This is a genomic window from Streptomyces hyderabadensis, assembly GCF_020404845.1.
GTDB classification, from domain to species: Bacteria; Actinomycetota; Actinomycetes; order Streptomycetales; family Streptomycetaceae; genus Streptomyces; species Streptomyces hyderabadensis.
In genome coordinates, this window is record NZ_JAIOJZ010000004.1 from 1 (window position 1) to 15,945 (window position 15,945).

The window sequence follows — 15,945 nt, forward strand, 5'->3', positions numbered from 1 at the left end:
GCGCTACCCGGTCTCCGAGATCCTGGCCAAGACCCCGGCCATCCCGTCCGGCTGCCAGTGGGGCATCTTCCTGCGCAACCACGACGAGCTGACCCTGGAAATGGTCACCGACGAGGAACGCGACTACATGTACGCGGAGTACGCCAAGGACCCGCGGATGCGCGCCAACATCGGCATCCGGCGGCGCCTGGCCCCGCTCCTCGACAACGACCGCAACCAGATCGAGCTGTTCACCGCCCTGCTGCTGTCCCTGCCCGGCTCGCCGATCCTCTACTACGGCGACGAGATCGGCATGGGCGACAACATCTGGCTCGGCGACCGCGACGCCGTGCGCACCCCGATGCAGTGGACGCCCGACCGCAACGCGGGTTTCTCGTCGTCCGACCCGGGGCGCCTGTTCCTGCCCACGATCATGGACCCGGTCTACGGCTTCCAGGTGACGAACGTCGAGGCGTCCATGGCCTCGCCGTCCTCGCTGCTGCACTGGACCCGGCGCATGATCGAGATCCGCAAGCAGAACGTGGCCTTCGGGCTGGGCACCTACACCGAGCTGCCCTCCTCCAACCCCGCGATCCTGGCCTTCCTGCGCGAACACGGGGACGACCTGGTGCTGTGCGTCCACAACTTCTCCCGGTTCGCACAGCCCACGGAGCTGGACCTCAGCGCCTTCGGCGGACGCCATCCGGTCGAGCTGTTCGGCGGGGTCCGCTTCCCGGCGGTCGGCGACCTGCCGTACCTGCTGACCCTGGGCGGGCACGGCTTCTACTGGTTCCGCCTGCGCAAGGACGCCGCCTGAGGGAAAGGAAGCGACACGCCATGCCGGAAGCCGTCATACGCACCGACGCCGGCCCGCCGGGACTCCTCGCGTCCCTCGACCCTCTGCTGCGCCAGTGGCTGCCGCGGCAGCGCTGGTTCGCCGGCAAGGGACGCCCGGTCACCGGCCTCTCGCTGGTCGCGGCCACCGAACTGCTTCCGGCCGACTCCCGCCTCGGCCTGCACCACCTGCTGGTGCGCGCCCACCAGCAGGGTGTGCCGGCCGGGGCCGCGGCGGAGCAGCCCGGCGACTGCTACCAGTTGCTGATCGGCACCCGCGAGGCGCTGCCGCCCCGGCTGGCGCCCGCCCTGATCGGGCATGTCACGGAGGGTCCGGTTGCCGGGCGCACCGCCTACGACGCCCTGCACGACACCCGCCCCGCCGAGGTACTGCTGGAGGCGCTGCGCACGCGGGCCCGCATCGGGGGGCTCCGCTTCGAGCGGGCCGCGGAGACCGACCTGCGCGCCGGTCTGGTGCCCCGCCTGATGACCGCCGAGCAGTCGAACTCGTCGGTCGTGTACGGAGATACGTTCATCCTCAAGCTGCTGCGGCGCATCGTGCCCGGCGTCAACCCGGACCTGGAACTGCCGCTCGCCCTGGCCCGCGAGGGCTGCCCCCGGGTGCCCGCGCCGGCGGGGTGGATGGTGGCCGACCTGGCCGGCCGGTCCTGGGTGCTGGGCGTGCTCCAGCCCTATCTGCAGGGCGCGACCGACGGCTGGGAGCTGGCCCTGCGTGAGCTGGCCAAGGGCGAGGACTTCGTCGCCGAGGCCCGGGCGCTCGGGCGGGCCACCGCCGAGGTGCACACCGCGCTGGCCCGCGCGCTGCCGACGGTCACCCTCGGCCAGGCCCAGACGCGGCAGCTCGCCGAGGGCATGACCGAGCGGCTGGAGGAGACCGCGCGGGCCGTGCCCCTGCTCAGGCCGTACGCACCCGCGCTGCGGACGGCGTTCACGGCGCTGGCGGACCTGGCCGCCGAGGGCCTCACCTGGACCGCGCAGCGCGTCCACGGCGACCTGCACCTCGGCCAGTGCCTGCGCTCCCCCGACGGCGAGTGGTCGCTGATCGACTTCGAGGGGGAGCCGGCGAAGCCCCTGGCCGAGCGCCGGCTGCCGCAGCCCGCGGTGCGGGACGTCGCGGGGATGCTGCGCTCCTTCGACTACGCCGCGCACTCGGCCGAGGTCCGCGTGCCGGGCTGGGCCGAGTCCTGCCGGGCCGCGTACTGCACCGGGTACGCGGAGGCCGGCGGCCGCGACCCGCGCACCGATCCGGTGCTGCTGCGCGCCTATGAGACGGACAAGGCGGTCTACGAGGTCCTGTACGAGGCCCGGCACCGCCCCGACTGGCTTCCGGTGCCGCTGGCGGCGGTGCGCCGCCTGTCCGTGCCCGAGCCGGCCTGACGCCCCCGACCCTTCCCACTTCGCCCAGGAGGCTCCGCCCGTGACCCCCCGCCCCTCGTCCAGCGGCCCCGACCCGAGGAAGACGACCGGGAAGGAACCGGCCGGGAAGAAGACGGCCGAGGCCGCCGAGAAGGCCGCCCCGCAGAAGGCCGTCCCGAAAAAGACCGCCGCGAAGAAGACCGCCGCGAAGAAGACGGCAGCGAAGAAGGCCACCACCGAGAAGGCCGTCGCGAAGAAGAAGGTCACGGCGAAGCAGGTCACGCAGAAGACCGCCGCAGGGAAGAGCGCCGTGGGGAAGGCCGCCGCAGGGAAGGCCGCCGCGAAGAAGGCGGCGCCGAAACGGGCCGCGCCCCGGGCGGCCGCCGCCTCCCCCGCGGCCGAGGTCGCCGTCTCCCCCGCGCTGGACGCCTCAGACCGGGAGCGGCTGCTCGCCGGCACCCACCACGACCCGCACGCGGTGCTCGGCGCCCACCGGGTGCCCGGCGGGGTCGCGTTCCGCGCCTTCCGGCCGTACGCCCTCGCGGTGACCGTGCTCGCCGGGGAGCTGCGGCTCGAACTGCACGACGACGGGGACGGGTTCTTCTCCGGTCTCGCGCCGCTGCGGGAGGTCCCGGTCCACCGGCTGCTGGTGGCGTACGACGGGACGGTCCAGGAGGCCGAGGACCCGTACCGTTTCTTGCCCACGCTGGGCGAGCTGGACCTGCACCTGATCGGCGAGGGCCGGCACGAGCAGCTGTGGCGGGCGCTGGGCGCGCACCCGACGACGCACGACGGGGTGGCGGGCACCCGGTTCGCGGTGTGGGCGCCGAACGCGCGCGGGGTCCGGGTCGCCGGCGGCTTCAACTTCTGGGACGGCACCGGACACCCGATGCGCTCCCTGGGCTCGACCGGGGTGTGGGAGCTGTTCCTGCCCGGCGTCGGCGCGGGCGAGCTGTACAAGTTCGAGATCACCCGGCCCGACGGCTCCCGCACCCTGCGCGCCGACCCGCTGGCCCGCCGTACGGAGGTGCCGCCCGCCACGTCCTCCGTCGTGCACGCCTCGGACTACACGTGGGGCGACGGGGAGTGGCTGGCCCACCGCGCGGACGCGCCCGCGCACGAGGCACCGATGTCGGTGTACGAGGTCCACCTGCCGTCCTGGCGCCCCGGACTGACCTACCGCGAGCTGGCCGAGCAGCTCCCGGCCTACGTCGCGGACCTCGGCTTCACCCACGTCGAGCTGATGCCGGTCGCCGAGCACCCCTTCGGCGGCTCCTGGGGCTACCAGGTCACCGGCTTCTACGCGCCCACGGCCCGGCTCGGCGACCCCGACGACTTCAAGTACCTGGTCGACCGGCTGCACCGGGCCGGCATCGGCGTCCTGATGGACTGGGTGCCGGCGCACTTCCCGCGGGACGACTGGGCGCTGGCCGAGTTCGACGGGCGCCCGCTGTACGAGCACTCCGATCCGCTGCGGGCGGCACATCCCGACTGGGGGACGCTGGAGTTCGACTTCGGGCGCCGGGAGGTGCGCAACTTCCTGGTCGCCAACGCCGTGTACTGGTGCGAGGAGTTCCACATCGACGGGCTGCGCGTGGACGCGGTCGCCTCGATGCTCTACCTGGACTACTCGCGCGAGCCGGGCCAGTGGACGCCGAACGAGCACGGCGGCCGGGAGAACCTGGACGCGGTGGCGTTCCTCCAGGAGATGAACGCGACGCTGTACCGGCGGGTGCCCGGGGTGGTGACGGTGGCGGAGGAGTCGACGGCCTGGGACGGGGTCACGCGGGCCACCCACCACAAGGGTCCCAGCGGCTTCGGCGGTCTCGGATTCGGGCTGAAGTGGAACATGGGCTGGATGCACGACTCGCTCCAGTACATGAGCCACGATCCCGTGCACCGCGCGTACCACCACGGCGAGCTGACCTTCTCCATGGTGTACGCCTACAGCGAGAACTACGTGCTGCCGATATCCCACGACGAGGTGGTGCACGGCAAGAAGTCGCTGGTGTCGAAGATGCCCGGCGACTGGTGGCAGCAGCGGGCCAACGAACGGGCGTACCTGGGCTACATGTGGGCCCATCCCGGCAAGCAACTCCTCTTCATGGGGCAGGAGTTCGCCCAGGGCGCGGAGTGGTCGGAGGCGCACGGCCCCGACTGGTGGCTGCTCGACCCGGAGTACGGGGCGGCGGCGGACCACCGGGGCGTGCGCGACCTGGTGCGGGACCTGAACACCGTCTACCGGGCCACGCCCGCGCTGTGGCGGCGCGACACCCACCCGTCCGGTTTCTCGTGGGTGGTCGGCGACGCCGCCGAGGACGACGTCCTGGCCTTCCTGCGCCTGGACGCCGACGGCACCCCGCTGCTCGCGGTGTCGAACTTCGCCCCGGTGGTCCGCTCCGCCTACCGCCTCGGCGTCCCCGACGAGGTCCCGGCCTGGCACGAGGTGCTCAACACCGACGCGGCGCGGTACGGCGGCGGCGACGTGGTCACCCCGGACCCGGTCAAGCCGGAGCCGCAGGGCCTGCACGGCCGCCCGGCGAGCATCCGGCTGACCCTGCCGCCCCTGGCCACGGTGTGGCTGCGCCCGGCCTGAGCCTCACCCGGCGTCGGCCAGCCCCCTCGGCAGCGGTTCGCTGTGCAGGACGCCGAGGTGCTGGGTGGCGCGGGTGAGGGCGACGTAGAGGTCGCTGGTGCCGTAGCGGCCGGGCTCGACGACCAGGACGGAGTCGAACTCCAGGCCCTTGGACTGGCGCGGGTCCAGGAGGACCGTCTTGTGCGTCAGGTCCGGCTCGGCGCCCGCCGTCACCCCGTCGAGCCGGGGTGCGAGCACCCGGTGCAGCTCGCGCGGGGCGATGACCGCGAGGCGGCCCTCCTCGGGGGCCAGCTCCCGGGCCGCCTCGGCGACGGCGGCCGGGAGGTCGCCGGTGGCACGGACCCAGGGGCGTACGCCCGTCGAGCGCACCGAGCTGGGCGGCGTGAAGGACGGGTCCTCGGCGCGGACGACGGCCGCCGCCAGGTCCATGATCTCGGCCGGGGTGCGGTAGTTGACGCCGAGGCGGGTGTGTTCCCAGCGGTCCTCGACGTACGGGGCGAGGATCTTCGACCAGGAGCCGACGCCGGCCGCCTCCGCGGTCTGCGCCGGGTCGCCGACCAGGGTCATCGAGCGGGTGGGGCAGCGCCGCATCAGCAGCCGCCAGGCCATCGGGGACAGCTCCTGCGCCTCGTCCACGATGATGTGCCCGAACGCCCAGGTGCGGTCGGCCGCCGCGCGCTCGGCGGCACTGCGGTGGTCGTCCTCCTCCTGGCGTTCGGCGAACCGCTCGGCGTCGATGATGTCGTGCGCGGACAGGACCTCGGCGTCCTCCTCGTCCTTGTCCTCGAACTCGTAGGTCCGGGAGGCGTACGACACGTCGAGGACGCCCTGCGCGTAGGCGATCTGCTGCTCGCGCTCGCGTTCCGCGCGGGAGCGGGCGACCCGGTCGTCCACGCCGAGCAGTTCGGCCGCCTCGTCCAGCAGCGGCACGTCGGCGACGGTCCAGCGCCGGGTGACCGGGCGGCGGACGGCGGCGGCGTCCTCGGCGGGCAGGAAGGCCTCGGGGGCGGCGAGGAAGTCGGCGACCAGGCGGTGCGGGGTGAGCCGGGGCCAGAGCTGGTCGATCGCCGACCAGACCTCGGGGTTCTCGGCGAGTTCGTCCCGGATCTGGGTGATGTCGCTGGGGTCGAGGAGGTTGCTGCCGTCGTAGGGGTCGGTGCCGATGCGCTCGGCGACCATGTCGGTGAGGGTGTTGAGGATGTGGCCCTCGAAGTGCTCGCGGGCCGCGTTGTGCGGCAGCTTCGCGGCGCGGGTGCGCTCGCGGGCGACGTTGACCAGGCCGTCGTCCAGCATGAGGACGTCCCGGTCGTGCTCGATCGCGATCACCGGGTCGGGCAGCGCCTGCCGGTCGCTGACCACCGCGGCGAGCACGTCGGCCATGTCGGCCCGGCCCTTCACGGCCGCCGCCTCGGGGGTGTCCGTCGCGGTGGCCCGCACGCCGGGGAACAGCTCGCCGACGGTGGCGAGCAGGACGCCGGTCTCGCCGAGCGAGGGCAGCACCTCGCCGATGTAGCCGAGGAAGGCCGGGTTGGGGCCGACGATGAGGACGGCGCGCTTGGCGAGCAGTTCGCGGTGCTCGTAGAGGAGGTAGGCGGCGCGGTGCAGGGCGACGGCGGTCTTGCCGGTGCCGGGCCCGCCCTCGACGACCAGGACGCCGCGGTGCGGGGCGCGGATGATGCGGTCCTGGTCGGCCTGGATGGTCTGCACGATGTCGCCCATGCGGCCGGTGCGCGCCGAGTTCAGCGCGGCGAGCAGCACGGCGTCGCCGGAGGGGTCCTCGTGGCCGGTGCGCCTCTCGTCGCCGAGGTCCAGGATCTCGTCGTGCAGCGCGGTGACCGTGCGGCCCTCGCTGGCGATGTGCCGGCGGCGGCGCAGCCCCATCGGGGTGTGTCCGGTGGCCAGGTAGAAGGGGCGGGCGACACCGGCCCGCCAGTCGATGAGGACGGGGGTGCGTTCGGCGTCGTCGGCGCGCAGGCCGATACGGCCGATGTGGTGGCCCTCCCCGGAGGTGAGGTCGATCCGGCCGAAGCAGAGGGAGCCGTCCACCGCGTTGAGCGCGGCGAGCAGCCCGGAGCGCTCGGCGACCAGGATGTCCCGCTCCAGGCGGGCCTGCTGGGGGGCGTTGCCCTGCGCGAGCGCCTCGGTCACCGAGACCTCGGCGTCGCCGCGCAGCGCGTCCACGCGCGCGTACAGTCCGTCGATGAATTCCTGCTCGTGCCGCAATTCATCATCCGGAAATTCGGTGTTTGACAATTCCACTCCCGGCCGCATATACTGTGCCTACTGAACTTCTTCGCGACCTCTTTTTCCTGAAGTCGCGAATCATCGAATATACGCAGAGAAATCCCCCGAGCGCAATTGCTCGGGGGATTTTTTCTGCGTCGGCCCGTCCGGGTTCCGGGCCGGTCAGACCACGTCGGACAGCTCCTCCAGGAGCCGCCGCTTGGGCCGGGAGCCGACCATCGACTTCACCGGCTCACCGCCGCGGAACACCATGAACGTCGGCATCGACAGCACCTTGTACGCGTTCGTGGTCGCCGGGTTCCGGTCGACGTTCAGCTGCACCACCCGCAGCCGCTCGCCCTCCTCCTCGGCCAGGGCGCTGAGCACCGGCCCCATCTGCCGGCACGGCGGGCACCAGTCGGCGGTGAACTCCACCAGTACGGGCAGGTCCGAGCCGATCACCTCCGCCGCGAAGTCCGCGTCCGTCACCTCGGGCACCCCATGGGAACTCATCCGTGTCCTCCCAGTTCGCACTTGGGCTCCGGACCCCCCGGAACCGCCGCCTCGGCCCGCGTCAGCTGTGCGGCGACCTGCGCGCGCACCGACGTGAGCTGCTCGATCAGCGTGTCCAGCTCGGCCAGCTTGCGCCGGTAGACCACCAGGGACGCGGGACAGGAGTCGCCCTCGGGGTGCCCGGCGCGCAGGCACTCCACGAAGGGGCGGGTCTCCTCCAGGTCGAACCCGAAGTCCTGGAGGGTCCTGATCTGCCGCAGCAGCTTCAGGTCGTCCTCGTCGTAGGTCCGGTAGCCGTTGCCGCCCCGCCGGGCGGGCAGCAGGCCCCGCGACTCGTAGTACCGCAGCGTCCGCGTGGTGGTCCCGGCCCGTGCGGCCAGCTCGCCGATTCGCATACCGACGAACGTAAGCCTTGACGCGGACGTCAAGGCAAGAAGCCCCGCGCCGGGGGGAAGGCGCGGGGCTTCTTCGGGGGACCGGGCGGCTGAGCAACGGGGGGAGCACCTCAGCCGCCCGGGGTGTGCGGGCGTACCCGGAGCGGGTGGGCGTCAGGCCCGTGCCAGCTCCTTCTCGCCGCCCTGCTCGGGCAGGTCGGGCGTGCCGTCGTCGTCGGCGGCGCCGTGCCCGTCGTCCAGCAGCGTCTTCTCGTCGAACGGGACCCGGCCGGCCAGCACCTCGTTCACCCGGTCCTTGTCGATCTCCTTGGTCCAGGTGCCGATGAGGACGGTGGCGACCGCGTTGCCGCCGAAGTTGGTCAGCGCGCGGGCCTCGCTCATGAAGCGGTCGATGCCGACGATCAGGCCGATGCCGTCCACCAGGGCGGGCTTGTGCGACTGCAGGCCGCCGGCCAGCGTGGCGAGGCCGGCGCCGGAGACACCGGCGGCGCCCTTGGAGGCCACCAGCAGGAAGAGCAGCAGCGGGATCTGCTCACCGATCGACATCGGCGTGCCCATGGCGTCCGAGATGAACAGCGAGGCCATGGTCATGTAGATCATGGTGCCGTCGAGGTTGAAGGAGTAGCCGGTCGGGACGGTGATACCGACCACCGGCTTGCTGACGCCCAGGTGCTCCATCTTCGCGATCAGGCGCGGCAGCGCCGACTCCGACGAGGAGGTGGACAGGATCAGCAGGAACTCGCGGCCCAGGTACTTGAAGAGCGAGAAGACGTTGATCCCGGCCACCACGCGCAGCACCGTGCCCAGCACCAGGAAGAGGAAGAGCACGCAGGTCACGTAGAAGCCGAGCATCAGCACGGCCAGGCTCTTGAGGGCGTCGACGCCCGCCGAGCCGGTGACGGCGGCGATGGCGCCGAACGCACCGATCGGGGCCGCCCACATGATCATGGCCAGGACGCGGAAGACCAGCCGCTGGATGTGCTCGATGCCGCGCAGGACGGGCTGCCCGGCGGAGCCCATGGCCTGCAGCGCGAAGCCGCAGAGCAGGGCGATCAGCAGGGTCTGGAGCACCTCACCCGCGGTGAAGGCGGAGACGATCGTGGTCGGGATGATGCCCAGCAGGAAGTCGACGGTGCCCTTGGCCTCCGCGTCGACCTGTGCCTGGCCGGTCTCCTTGACGGCGTCGGTGACCGCGAGGCCCGTGCCCGGGTCCAGGATGTTGCCGACGATCAGGCCGATGGCGAGCGCCACCAGCGACATCACGAAGAAGTAGACCAGGGCGATGCCGCCGACCGCGCCGACCTTGGCGGCCTTGCGGACCGAGCCGATGCCCAGCACGATCGTGCAGAAGATGATCGGGGAGATCATCATCTTGATCAGGTTCACGAAGCCGGTGCCGAGCGGCTTCAGCTCGGTCGCGAAGTCCGGCGCGATCAGACCGACGGCGATACCGAGGGCGACCGCGATGATCACGGCGATGTAGAGATAGTGCGTGCGGTCGCGCTTGGCTTTGGGTGCGGCAGGTGCCGTAGCGGCTTTGCTGGTCACGGCGGCCCTCCTTGACGACGTCGTCGGCATCACCGGCGTGCGGCTCACGTCCGGGGGTGGGTAGTGGGGACGGGGTGACTATCTCCCGGTGTGTGAGCGCGGTCACCCTTGCGTTCATTTAGTTCACGATCCAGCCAGGAGGGAGACTGGCCGCATGCACCTCCGCGTCCCGAGACCCCGCAGCCTGGCGGGGCAGCTCTTCGCCATGCAGGCCGTGCTGATAGCGGTCGTCGTGGTCGGGTACGCGCTGTTCAGCTACATCAGCGACCGTGGGCAGGCACAGGACGCGGCCGGGCGACAGGCCAGGTCAGTGTCGCTGGCGATCGCCGACTCGCCGTCCGTGGCGGAGGCCATCCGCACCCCGGACCCGACGGCGCGCCTGCAGCCGTACGCGGTGCGGGTGATGCAGGACACCGACGTGGACTTCGTGACGATCATGAACCCGGAGGGCATCCGCTGGACCCATCCCGACCCGCAGCAAATCGGCCATCCCTTCCAGGGCCACATCGAGCGCGCGCAGCGGGGCCAGACCTTCACCGAGACCTACACGGGCACGCTCGGCCCCTCGGTCCGGGCGGTCACCCCGATCACGGACGACGGCCGCATCGTCGGGCTGGTCAGTGCCGGGATCAAGGTCGAGGAGATCAGCAAGCGGGCACAGGAACAGCTCACGGCCCTGTCGGGGGTGGCGGCCGGGGCGCTGCTGCTCGGCGCGGTCGGCACGTACGTGATCAACGCGCGGCTGCGCCGGCACACGCACGGCATGAACGCCGACGAGCTGAGCCGGATGCACGACTACCATCAGGCGGCGCTGCACGCGGTGCGGGAGGGCCTGCTGATGCTGGACGGGCAGTACCGTGTCGCGCTGATCAACGACGGCGGACGGGAGTTGCTCGGCGTGCGCGGCGACGTGGTCGGCACCTCGGTGGCGGACCTGGGGCTGCCCTCGCAGCTGACGGGGGCGCTGCTGGCGTCGGAGCCGCGGGTGGACGAGGTGCACCTGGCGGCGGAGCGGGTGCTGGTGGTGAACACCTCGCCGGTCTCCGGCGGTGAGCGCCGTGGCACGGTGGTGACGCTGCGGGACGTGACCGAGCTGCAGTCGCTGACGGGCGAGCTGAACTCGGAGCGCGGTTTCACGCAGGCGCTGCGCTCCCAGGCGCACGAGGCGGCGAACCGGCTGCACACGGTGGTCTCGCTGATCGAGCTGGGACGGGCGGAGGAGGCCGTGGAGTTCGCGACGGCGGAGCTGGAGCTGGCGCAGGCCCTCACCGACCAGGTGGTGGCGGCGGTGAGCGAGCCGGTGCTGGCGGCGCTGCTGCTGGGCAAGACGGCGCAGGCCAACGAGCGGGGAGTGGAGCTGGTGGTGTCGCAGGACAGCCGACTGGACGACGGACTGCTGCCGCGGTCGCTGCCCGCCCGGGACCTGGTGACGATCCTGGGCAACCTGGTGGACAACGCGGTGGACGCGGCGCAGGGTGCGGTGCCGTCGCGGGTGACGGTGGCGGCGTACACGGAGGCCTCCGGCGCCGGCGGCTCCGAGCTGGTCCTGCGGGTGTCGGACACCGGCGCCGGCGTCGATCCCGCCCACGCCGACCTGGTCTTCCAGCGGGGCTACTCGACCAAGCCGGCCGGCGAGGGCGGACGCGGTCTGGGCCTGGCCCTGGTCCGGCAGGCGGTACGCCGGCACGACGGCACCCTGACCGTCACGGAGGCGGAGGGCGGCGGCGCCCGCTTCGAGGCCCGGCTGCCGCTGGCCGACGCCGGGCGCGACGGGTCGGCCCCGGCCGCGGTGACGGGCGGCAGACCGGACTTCGGGGGTGCGGTGTGAGACGGCGACGTCCCCTGCCCCTCGTCCCGGCCGACGTGGACCGCCGGACCGCCGTCGGCGTGCGGCGCGCCCGCCCCGGGGGCGCCGCATGAGCACCGCCGACGCACGGCCCATCCGGGTCCTGGTCGTCGAGGACGACCCGGTGGCCGCCGACGCGCACGTGATGTACGTCGGCCGGGTGCCGGGGTTCGTCGCGGTCGGCAAGGCCCACACCGGCGCGGAGGCCCGCCGCACGCTGGACCGCACGCCGGTCGACCTGCTCCTGCTCGACCTCCACCTCCCGGACGTGCACGGACTCCAGCTCGCCCGGTCACTGCGTGCGGCGGGTCACCACACCGACGTGATAGCGGTGACGTCGGCCCGGGACCTGACGGTCGTACGGGAGGGGGTGTCGCTGGGCGTCGTCCAGTACGTCCTGAAGCCCTTCACCTTCGCCACCCTCCGCGACCGCCTGGTGCGCTACGCCGAGTTCCGGGGCACCGCCGGGGAGGCCAGCGGCCAGGACGAGGTCGACCGCGCCCTGGCCACCCTGCGCGCCCCCGGCCCGGCGGCCCTCCCCAAGGGGCTGAGCGGCCCGACCCTGGAACGGGTCACGGGCGCCCTGCGCGGCTCGGCCGAGGGCCTCACGGCGGCCGGGGTCGCGGAGGCGGTGGGCATCTCCCGCATCACGGCCCGGCGTTACCTGGAGCACCTGGTGGACGCGGGACGCGCGGGGCGGAGCCCGCAGTACGGTCAGGTGGGGCGACCGGAGTTGGTGTACCGGTGGGTGCGGGGCCGGTAAGCCGGGCCGCCCGGCGCGCCTGCTCGGCCTCCTCGGGCGAGCCCGCCCGCTCGTAGGCGTCCGCGGCCTGCGCCATACGCGCGCGGGCCCGCTCGGCGTCCCCCGCCGTCTCGTGCACGAGCCCGAGGGCGTACAGCGTCCGGGCGGCGCCGTGCCAGTCCTCGAACTCCTCGCAGATGTCCAGAGCGTCGAGGCAGGCGGTCACGGCTTCCGCGGTGCGGCCCCGCGCGTTGAGGGCGACGGCGTAGTTGTGCCAGGCCCTGCCCTCGCGGGGCCGGTCCCCCGTCTCCCGGTAGAGGTCGAGAGCGGCTCGGAGGGCGTCGAGGGCCTCGTCCACGCGGCCGGACTTGCGCAAGGGGATGGCGAGGTTGTTCCACACACCGGCCTCGCTGTGCCGGTCACCGGTGCGGTGGAAGAGGCCGAGGGCGATGTGGAAGGCTTCGACGGCCTCGTCGATCTGACCCACGTCGCCGAGGATGTTGCCGAGGTTGGACACCGCCATCGCCTTGCCGTTGTCGTGGCCCACGGCGTGGTAGAGGTCGCCCGCCCGTTGGTGCGCTTCCCACGCCTCCCTGAGCCGGCTGCCTCCCCGCAGGGCGGTCCCCATCCTGTTCCAGGCGGCGGCTTCGACGGCCTTGTCGCCCTCCCGGCGTGCGGCGGCACAGGCGGCGCGGCACACGGTGACCGTGTCGTCGAAGAAGCGCCGCCATTCGAAGTACTCACAGAGCGCACTGGAGAGCCGGACGGCGTCGGAGGCCAGTTGGCGGTCCGTCGCCCACTGGACGGCGGCCACGAGCCCCGCGCGCTCCGCGTCGAACCAGGCGAGTGCCTCCTCGCGGCTCCGGAACGGCCCGGTCTCCTTGTCGTCCGCCGTGTGGTGCTTGAGGTGGGCGTCCGCCGCGCGGGCCCGCTCCAGGTAGTGCCGCAGCACGCGCGCCCGCGCGGCGTCACCCTCTGCTCGGGCCACCACGCCCGCCCCGAACACCCGCACCAGGTCGTGCAACCGCCACCACCCGCGTGTGCGCCCCCGCTCCACGAGGTGCGCCCGGGCCAGGGCGTGTTGGTCACGCACCGGAGGACGGTCGGTGTCGACCAGCGCGGCGACGACCTCGTCGCTCACCTCGGGTCCGGGCGCGAGAGCGAGCAGGCGCAGCAGCCGGGCCTGCTCGGGCGGCAGCCGACGGTAGGACAGCTCGAAGGCGGCGCGGACGCTGCGTTCGCCGTCGTCGAGGTGGTCCAGGCGGTCGTGGGCCTCGGCCAGTTCGGCCACGAGTTCGCTCACCGGCTTGCCAGGGTCGGCCGCCAGCAGGGCGGCCGCGATCTGCAGGGCCAGCGGAAGGCGCCCGCAGAGGCTCGCGAGCCGGTCGCTCGTACTGGGGTCGTCGCCCACCCGGCCGTCGTGCGGATCGGCGATCCGCAGGGCGCGGTCGAGGAGTTCGTACGCCTCCCCCGTTCCGAGTTCGTCCAGCGGCAGCAGCCGTGCACCGAGTTGGGGCAGACGGTCGCGGGACGTGACCAGGACGCGGTGCCGGGAGTCACCCGGCACGAGGAGCCGTACCTGGTCGGCCGACGAGGCGTTGTCCGCCAGGACCAGCACCCCGCCGCGCTCGCGGGCCCGGACGGCCAGCGTCGAGCGGTAGAGCGCGGATCGCTCGTCCGTGGTCGTGGGCATGCGTTCCGGCGGGGTGCCGAGGGCGTGCAGCAGGGTTCGCAGACTTCGGTCCGCGGTCACGGGTTCCCGGTCGTAGCCGTGCAGGTCGATGAAGAGGACCCCGCCGGGGAACCAGCCCCGTTCCCAGGCGAGGTGAGCGGTCTCGACGGCGAGTGCGGTCTTGCCGATGCCGCCGAGACCGGACACGGAGGCGACCGGCGCCGCGGCGGATGGCGCCCCGTCCGGGTCCAGCGCGCGCAACAGGTCCTCGGTCTCGCGCTCCCGGCCGGTGAACCCGCCGGGCCTCGGCGGCAGGCCCGCCATCGCCTCCGGGACGGCGGCCCCGCCCTCCTGGACCACGACCTGTACGCCGATCACCTCGCGCAGGAAGACCCCGCCCCGGAAGTCGGCGTGATCGCCGCCGTACCAGGACGCCCCGCTGCCCGGTGCGGACCGCTCCATGGCTCGGGCGACGGCACCGGCGACGCCGGACGGCTCGGCGGCGAGCAGTTCGGCCACCGTCTCGCCCCACTTCCGTACGGCGTCCCGCCGCGCCGGTTCCGCGGCCGCCTTCGCGATGTCCCGGACGGGTGCGCCGGTGTCGAGCCCCACCGCCCGCGCCAGCGCCTCCACCGCCCGGCGTCCACCGTCCCCGCCCGCGCCCTCGGCCAGTGCCGTCAGCAGTGCCGCTTCCATCCGCGCCGTTCCTCCCGTGCGAGAGGGACGATCACGCCGCCTTCGCGTACCACACGACCTGCGCGGCGAGCCCCGCCACGGCGAGCGCCTCCAGCACCGAGAGCGCGACGAGCAGCCGGGTGGCGTCCCCGTTCACCCAGAAAACGACCAGCGCCGCCAGGGGTACCGCGCAGAACGCCGTCAGGTCGATCACGGTCTGGATGGTCTTGCGGGACCGGCGCCGGGTGTCGCTCCGGTGGTACGCCTCCCACCCGAAGGTCGCGAACCCGCTGCCGTGGGCGGCGAGTTCGGCCAGCTTCGGCCCCAGATCGTCCCGGACGTAGAGCCCGATCGCCGAGATCTTCTCGTCGTTGACGAGGTAGGTCCACCCGAGGACGAGACACACCGGCGGCAGCGCGAGCAGCATCGAGGGCTGCTCCGCCTGTGCCGTGGCGGCGATGACGGCGGCCACGACGGCGAGCGTCACGTAGAGGAGGTTGTCCCGGAACCCGATCCTCGCCCTCTGCTCGCTCTTCACGCTCTCGTACTCGGCGAGCAGCAACTGCCCAACCGTGACGTCCTGTTCCGGCACTCGATCCCCTTCTCCCAGCGGTAACTTATGACTATGCCGGACATCCAGCCCAGCATTCTGGTCCTGACCGCACTCCCGCTCGAATACGCCGCGGTCCGCGCGCACGTGGAGGAGCGGGAGGAGCGGGTGCACCGGGACGGCACCCGGGTCGAGATCGGCCGGCTGCCGGACACCTCCTGGCAGGTCGCCCTCGCCGAGCTGGGCATGGGCGCCGAGCGGGCCGGCGTCCTCACCACCCGGCTCATCGACTGGCTGCGCCCCGAGGCGGTGCTGTTCGTCGGGGTCGCGGGCAGCCTGAAGGACGACGTCGGGATCGGCGACGTCGTCGTCGGCACGCAGGTGTACGGGATCCACGGCGGCAAGCAGACCCCGGAGGGCTTCCTGGTCCGCCCGAAGGCCCTGCCGGGCTCGCACGCGCTGGAGCAGGCCGCCCGCTCCGCCGTGCGGGACATGCCCGGCCTACGGGCGCACTTCATGCCGATCGCCACGGGGGATGTCGTCCTGGCGGACGCCGGGTCCGAGATCGCCCGGTTCGTCCGCCGGAACTACAACGACGCGGGCGCGATCGAGATGGAGGGCTCGGGCGCCCTCCAGGCGGCCCACCTGAGCGGCCAGGTGAACGCCCTGGTGATCCGGGGCATCAGCGACCGGGCCGACGCCGGGAAGCACCAGGCCGATGCCTCGGGTTCGCAGCAGCTGGCCGCCGAGCAGGCCGCGGCGGTGACGGCGGCGGTGCTGCGCAAGCACCGGCCCCGCGAGGGTTCCACCGGCTTCGGAAAGGAGCCCCGCGGAGCGACGTACGGCGGAGACCACATCGACTTCCGGGGCGGCACCTTCCACGGCCCCGTCACCGGCAAGGCCGATCACCTCCTCCGGGGCCAATCCGGCGCACACTCATTGACCTGACTAGACCATTCCTCTTACGTTCGCCACGCAGCCGTCCAGGCCACAGT

12 protein-coding genes are annotated in these 15,945 nt (G+C 72.9%); 6 read left to right on the plus strand and 6 right to left on the minus strand.

Annotated elements, in window-relative coordinates; all coding sequences use genetic code 11:
* The 3 genes from K7854_RS04805 to glgB form a co-directional block, all read left to right on the plus strand.
* Positions 1-796 (plus strand): alpha-glucosidase C-terminal domain-containing protein (locus tag K7854_RS04805; protein ID WP_226025088.1); only part of this gene is annotated, 796 nt, incomplete at its 5' end.
* A gap of 20 nt (positions 797-816) precedes the next feature.
* The gene (locus K7854_RS04810) at positions 817-2,211 is read left to right on the plus strand and encodes a maltokinase N-terminal cap-like domain-containing protein (protein WP_226025089.1); all 1,395 of its coding nucleotides are present in this window, start codon (positions 817-819) and stop codon (positions 2,209-2,211) included.
* Between the two features lie 40 nt (positions 2,212-2,251).
* On the plus strand, positions 2,252-4,786 hold the full coding sequence (gene glgB, locus K7854_RS04815; protein WP_226025090.1) for a 1,4-alpha-glucan branching enzyme: 2,535 nt from the start codon (positions 2,252-2,254) through the stop codon (positions 4,784-4,786).
* A gap of 3 nt (positions 4,787-4,789) precedes the next feature.
* On the opposite strand, the gene K7854_RS04820 is transcribed toward glgB, so the two are convergent.
* From K7854_RS04820 to K7854_RS04835, 4 genes are all read right to left on the minus strand, one after another.
* Positions 4,790-7,057 carry a HelD family protein gene (locus K7854_RS04820; RefSeq protein WP_226025091.1) on the minus strand — a complete coding sequence of 756 codons (2,268 nt, stop codon included), beginning with the start codon at positions 7,055-7,057 and terminating at the stop codon, positions 4,790-4,792.
* 135 nt (positions 7,058-7,192) lie between these two features.
* Complete coding sequence (locus tag K7854_RS04825) at positions 7,193-7,507, minus strand: thioredoxin (RefSeq protein WP_226025262.1); 315 nt, start codon at positions 7,505-7,507, stop codon at positions 7,193-7,195.
* Positions 7,508-7,518: 11 nt separating this feature from the next.
* Positions 7,519-7,917: a MerR family transcriptional regulator gene (locus K7854_RS04830; RefSeq protein WP_226025092.1), complete on the minus strand. Its 399-nt coding sequence runs from the start codon at positions 7,915-7,917 to the stop codon at positions 7,519-7,521.
* Positions 7,918-8,070: 153 nt separating this feature from the next.
* On the minus strand, positions 8,071-9,465 hold the full coding sequence (locus tag K7854_RS04835; protein WP_226025093.1) for a cation:dicarboxylate symporter family transporter: 1,395 nt from the start codon (positions 9,463-9,465) through the stop codon (positions 8,071-8,073).
* Positions 9,466-9,619: 154 nt separating this feature from the next.
* On the opposite strand from K7854_RS04835, the gene K7854_RS04840 reads away from it, so the two are divergent.
* Positions 9,620-11,293 carry a sensor histidine kinase gene (locus K7854_RS04840; RefSeq protein WP_226025094.1) on the plus strand — a complete coding sequence of 558 codons (1,674 nt, stop codon included), beginning with the start codon at positions 9,620-9,622 and terminating at the stop codon, positions 11,291-11,293.
* 88 nt (positions 11,294-11,381) lie between these two features.
* Positions 11,382-12,074, plus strand: coding sequence for a response regulator (locus tag K7854_RS04845; RefSeq protein ID WP_226025095.1), 693 nt, complete (start codon positions 11,382-11,384; stop codon positions 12,072-12,074).
* Here the strand turns inward: K7854_RS04845 and K7854_RS04850 are convergent.
* Together K7854_RS04850 and K7854_RS04855 are read right to left on the minus strand one after the other, a co-directional pair.
* Positions 11,959-14,244, minus strand: a complete 2,286-nt coding sequence (locus K7854_RS04850; protein ID WP_226025263.1) for a tetratricopeptide repeat protein — start codon at positions 14,242-14,244, stop codon at positions 11,959-11,961. The genes K7854_RS04845 and K7854_RS04850 overlap by 116 nt on opposite strands.
* Positions 14,245-14,452: 208 nt before the next feature.
* Positions 14,453-14,992 carry a hypothetical protein gene (locus K7854_RS04855; protein WP_226025096.1) on the minus strand — a complete coding sequence of 180 codons (540 nt, stop codon included), beginning with the start codon at positions 14,990-14,992 and terminating at the stop codon, positions 14,453-14,455.
* Positions 14,993-15,019: 27 nt separating this feature from the next.
* Between K7854_RS04855 and K7854_RS04860 the strand changes: the two genes are divergently transcribed.
* Positions 15,020-15,898 (plus strand): 5'-methylthioadenosine/S-adenosylhomocysteine nucleosidase family protein, encoded by an 879-nt coding sequence (locus K7854_RS04860; RefSeq protein WP_226025097.1) that lies wholly within the window; start codon positions 15,020-15,022, stop codon positions 15,896-15,898.
* Positions 15,899-15,945 lie beyond the last annotated feature (47 nt).

Excerpts from the sequence above, each read along its gene's own strand:
- K7854_RS04820 (WP_226025091.1), bottom strand. The coding sequence starts at position 7,057 with ATGCGGCCGGGAGTGGAATTGTCAAACACCGAATTTCCGGATGATGAA.
- K7854_RS04860 (WP_226025097.1), top strand. The coding sequence starts at position 15,020 with ATGACTATGCCGGACATCCAGCCCAGCATTCTGGTCCTGACCGCACTC.
- K7854_RS04810 (WP_226025089.1), top strand. The coding sequence starts at position 817 with ATGCCGGAAGCCGTCATACGCACCGACGCCGGCCCGCCGGGACTCCTC.
- K7854_RS04840 (WP_226025094.1), top strand. The coding sequence starts at position 9,620 with ATGCACCTCCGCGTCCCGAGACCCCGCAGCCTGGCGGGGCAGCTCTTC.
- K7854_RS04845 (WP_226025095.1), top strand. The coding sequence starts at position 11,382 with ATGAGCACCGCCGACGCACGGCCCATCCGGGTCCTGGTCGTCGAGGAC.
- K7854_RS04830 (WP_226025092.1), bottom strand. The coding sequence starts at position 7,917 with ATGCGAATCGGCGAGCTGGCCGCACGGGCCGGGACCACCACGCGGACG.